Source organism: Neisseria sp. Marseille-Q1983 (assembly GCF_018224585.1).
Lineage (GTDB): Bacteria > Pseudomonadota > Gammaproteobacteria > Burkholderiales > Neisseriaceae > Neisseria > Neisseria polysaccharea.
Window position 1 is genome coordinate 1 of sequence record NZ_JAGTUI010000079.1, and the last position, 3,555, is coordinate 3,555.

Sequence of the window (3,555 nt, forward strand, 5' to 3'; positions counted from 1 at the left end):
GGGCGGGGTCGAAGGCGAAGGTTTCGCTGCGGCCGGTTTGGCTGTTGCGGGCTTCTCGAATCCGTCCGATTTTGTCGTAAACGTAATGAAGGACACCGCTTCTTTGGTCGGCGCTTTGAATCAGGTTGCCGGCTTTGTCGTAGGCGTAGCGGCGGTTGAGCGCGCTACAACAAAAGTCGTCTGAAAGTTGCTTTTCAGACGACCTCTATGTTGACTAGTAACGAAGTTGTTAAAGAGCAAATATTTTAGACAACCTATTGAGATCGTCTGAAAAGCAGGAACCGCGTTCGTGCTTTCCTCTGCACGCTACGCCGAAATTGAAAGCGTTATACGGGCTACTGCCTATGAGTTGTTAGAACAACCCTATTTAAAATATCAACTTCCCAAGTATCTGAAATCAGCCCTTTGTAATCGGACTGAACAATAAAATGTTCGTCGTCTATCCAATGAAAATTCAACCGATAGCCCATGGCCAAGAAAGAAGGTTCTTCTGAAAATAGAGATCCCTCGTGAAGGATTGCCCCTTTTTTATCAGATACTACCCAATTAATTTTAAAATGATAGAGATCACAATGTGCAAATATGGACAAATACTGTTTTCTATTCGGACTCATTTTGCGTTTTTTAATTTGAGTACTTAAGATGAGATTAGCATCTAAGCAGGCTTGATATGCTATTTCAAATGGTTCTGTATTCCACCCCTGTTCAACTGCAATTCCCAACATTCCTTGATGGACTGCTTCTAATTGCATCATTTTTTTCTCAGCATCAGAAGACACAAAATATTTATCAAAATTAAAATACAGATAGAAATCTGCAAATCCTTTTATATTCGGTTTTTCTGGGAAATCATCATGAGGATACAAAATAATCAAACAGGTACTAATCTGTTTTGATTCAAATTTAGGCAGAGATTTAGCATATAGCGTTGGAATGGCGTGGGCTTGTCTATTAAAATTCACAAATATTGGATTTGTACTATATTCACTTCGTAAGTCTATAACTTTAATCATAAATTTCTCCTAATCAACTATAGGTCGTTTTTGCCTTGGAGGCTGGGAGCCATATTTTAGTTTATGTAATCGTACCTGTGCCTCTTCCCACGCTAAAGCTGCTTCTCTATTTGGCAGTCCATCAATCATTACCGAACCTGCATAATTAGGATCGCCACCATACTTAACCCTCAATTTACTTCGAATCCTCGGCGAATTATTTTCTGTTTTAAAGTAATCTGCCTTTGTTCTAGTTGCTCCGCTGATACCATATTCCATTATTTGTCCCGTTCTTTTATCGTAAATTTTATATCCGTGTTGAGGCTTTTTTGAACTTTTACAGTTTCCATGACAAGCGCCTACCTTTACCGCTGCCCTTGCCCCTGCTTTAGCCTGACTTTTTTGTTTTGAAGTATCACCACTTAGACTTAAAACTGCTCCAATGCCAATTGCTGTCAGTGCAGCTTGCCCTAAAGCAGTTAAAGCAGCACCTATTTCTGGTAAGAAAACTAATGCCATAGCTATAAAACCAGAGGGATCAGTCCATCCTTGTGCATTAGGTGCAAACCGATAAAGGTTACTACCACCCAACAACCCAATCGGATCTTGGTTAATGAAACGCCCTGTCTCCGCCTCGTAATAACGCATCAGGTTGTAATGCAGCCCGGTCTCTTCATCATAATACTGGTTTTGCAATCTGAACGGCTGATGCGCGTGCTGATAGACGCGCCCGTCCTTTTTCAGACGACCCCAGGCGGTGTATTCGCCGTACCATAAGAGATTGCCGTGGATGTCGGTCATCTCGCGCGGGATGCCGATTTGGTCGTTGTGGAAATAGGCAAGGTATTGTGCTTCGTCTCGGTTGTTATGGAAGACTTGGGCTAAGGGTTCGTAGCTGTCTTGGTCGGTGTAGAGATAGGTGTAGCTGCCTTTGTAGGTGTACTCCTGAAGTAATCGTGTTCCGTCCCAGACGAAGTGGGTGCGTTTGGGGTCGGTGCTCGTCCGGGCGAGTTTGTCTTTTCTTTCCTTACTCAGTCTTCGCCCGAACGGGTCATAGGCATATTCCCAAATCTCGGTATTGCCGGCGGGCTTTTTGATTTCGGCGCGGACGAGTTGGTTTTCTAAATCGTATTGGTAATATTGGTTTTCGCCATTGGGCAGCTGGCGGTAGATCAGGTTGTTAAAGAACAAATGTTTCAGACGACCTCAAAGAAGATAGTGAGGTCGTCTGAAAAGCGAAAACCGCGTGCGTGCGTTCCGCACACACCCTACATCGGGACTGAGGGTTTTATGCGGGCTACGGCTTGCTACTTTAACTAAGCATCTTTCAATAAATCTTGTGGCTTTAATACAGTTTCCCCTGAAATGTGTTTTTTTAATAGTTTTACAAGCTGAGTGTAGGTTTTTTTGTAAAAATCATTTTTTGTTTTTTGTAAAAATTTTTCATATTTTCCGATAATGAAAGAAATTTGTTCTTTATCGAACGAATTAATTTCATTATTGAGCATAATAGAAAATTCCCAAAATGACTCATTAGCAGGAGGTAGATCTAAAAGAGATACTGCATAATCAAACCAATCAGGCTCTTTTTTTAATAATTCACGATAAGATCCTATTAAATCTAGGGCTACACGTCGCCGAATTTTTTTGCTCTCATGATTCCTAAATTTACTCAAATAATTAAAACATAAAAGTTTACACTTTTCTTGAGTGGATAAAAAACCAAATTCGCCTAATGCACGCAAACAATGCCATAAAATTTTTTCATCATCTGCATACTTGTTACTAAAATTAATCACCAATTTTAAGCAGTCTACATTCTCTGTAAATTCAGATGGCATGCGATGATAGCAGGCTATTTTAGACATTGTATCAGCTGTATCCAATGGCGTAGAGTCTGTATTTTCATCATTTAAAAATGCGGTCAGATAGTCTAATAACTTCTGGAATTGCTTGGGTTTTCCTAATTCTCTGCTGATATATTTCATAGTATTGCCTCTCGATTATTTACAGTTCTGCTTGGGACATTTCCCGAGTTTCTTTTTAACCCTGTTTTTTTCAGATTGGGTTAGTAAAGTTGCATTTTTCATTCTGTCGCTTATTTGTTTTTTTGTTAACAACGTTCTTCCATCCTTGTCTTTATTATTGACAAATTTATCTTCGTGATAACTATGATAGTAGCCTTCAACTATCCTGCGCTTTTTGTTCAGCATATCTCTATTTCCATCTTTCCAGTCATACAACAAACCCGAACCTTCCATATTTCGCGCAGCTCGATAGTTTTTTAGACCTTCAATGTATCGGGCATCATCAAAATCTTTGCAGTCAGCGGCATGTTCTATTATTCGTTCGAAAACTTTACGTTCCGTAATCCCACGATAAACTAATTTACCATTTTTATAGAGTTCGTAATAACCATATAAACCTAATGGATCGACCCAGGCTAGAGCATTAGGTGCAAACCCATACAAATGCTCCCCTCCTGCCAACCCAATCGGATCCTGATTCACAAACCGCCCGGCCTCAGGCTCGTAATACCGCATCAGGTTGTAATGCAGCCCGG

The 3,555-nt window shown here is 40.6% G+C and carries 4 protein-coding genes and 1 pseudogene; 1 reads left to right on the top strand and 4 read right to left on the bottom strand.

Annotation, left to right across the window (positions count from 1 at the left end):
- Window positions 1-184: pseudogene (locus tag KEM39_RS12130) on the top strand (hypothetical protein); the annotation flags it as partial.
- Between the two features lie 151 nt (window positions 185-335).
- Here the strand turns inward: KEM39_RS12130 and KEM39_RS10955 are convergent.
- The 4 genes from KEM39_RS10955 to KEM39_RS11730 all read right to left on the bottom strand — a co-directional run.
- Window positions 336-1,013: a hypothetical protein gene (locus KEM39_RS10955; RefSeq protein ID WP_107863814.1), complete on the bottom strand. Its 678-nt coding sequence runs from the start codon at window positions 1,011-1,013 to the stop codon at window positions 336-338.
- A gap of 9 nt (window positions 1,014-1,022) precedes the next feature.
- Entirely contained in the window at window positions 1,023-2,183 is a 1,161-nt protein-coding gene (locus KEM39_RS10960; RefSeq protein WP_211710032.1) for an RHS repeat-associated core domain-containing protein, read from the bottom strand.
- Window positions 2,184-2,308: 125 nt separating this feature from the next.
- Window positions 2,309-2,980 carry a hypothetical protein gene (locus tag KEM39_RS10965; RefSeq protein ID WP_211710033.1) on the bottom strand — a complete coding sequence of 224 codons (672 nt, stop codon included), beginning with the start codon at window positions 2,978-2,980 and terminating at the stop codon, window positions 2,309-2,311.
- Window positions 2,981-2,995: 15 nt separating this feature from the next.
- A partial coding sequence (locus tag KEM39_RS11730) for an RHS repeat-associated core domain-containing protein (protein ID WP_249182761.1) occupies window positions 2,996-3,555 on the bottom strand: 560 nt, incomplete at its 5' end.

Coding starts and splice junctions, on each gene's coding strand:
- KEM39_RS10955 (WP_107863814.1), bottom strand. CDS start 1,013: ATGATTAAAGTTATAGACTTACGAAGTGAATATAGTACAAATCCAATA.
- KEM39_RS10965 (WP_211710033.1), bottom strand. CDS start 2,980: ATGAAATATATCAGCAGAGAATTAGGAAAACCCAAGCAATTCCAGAAG.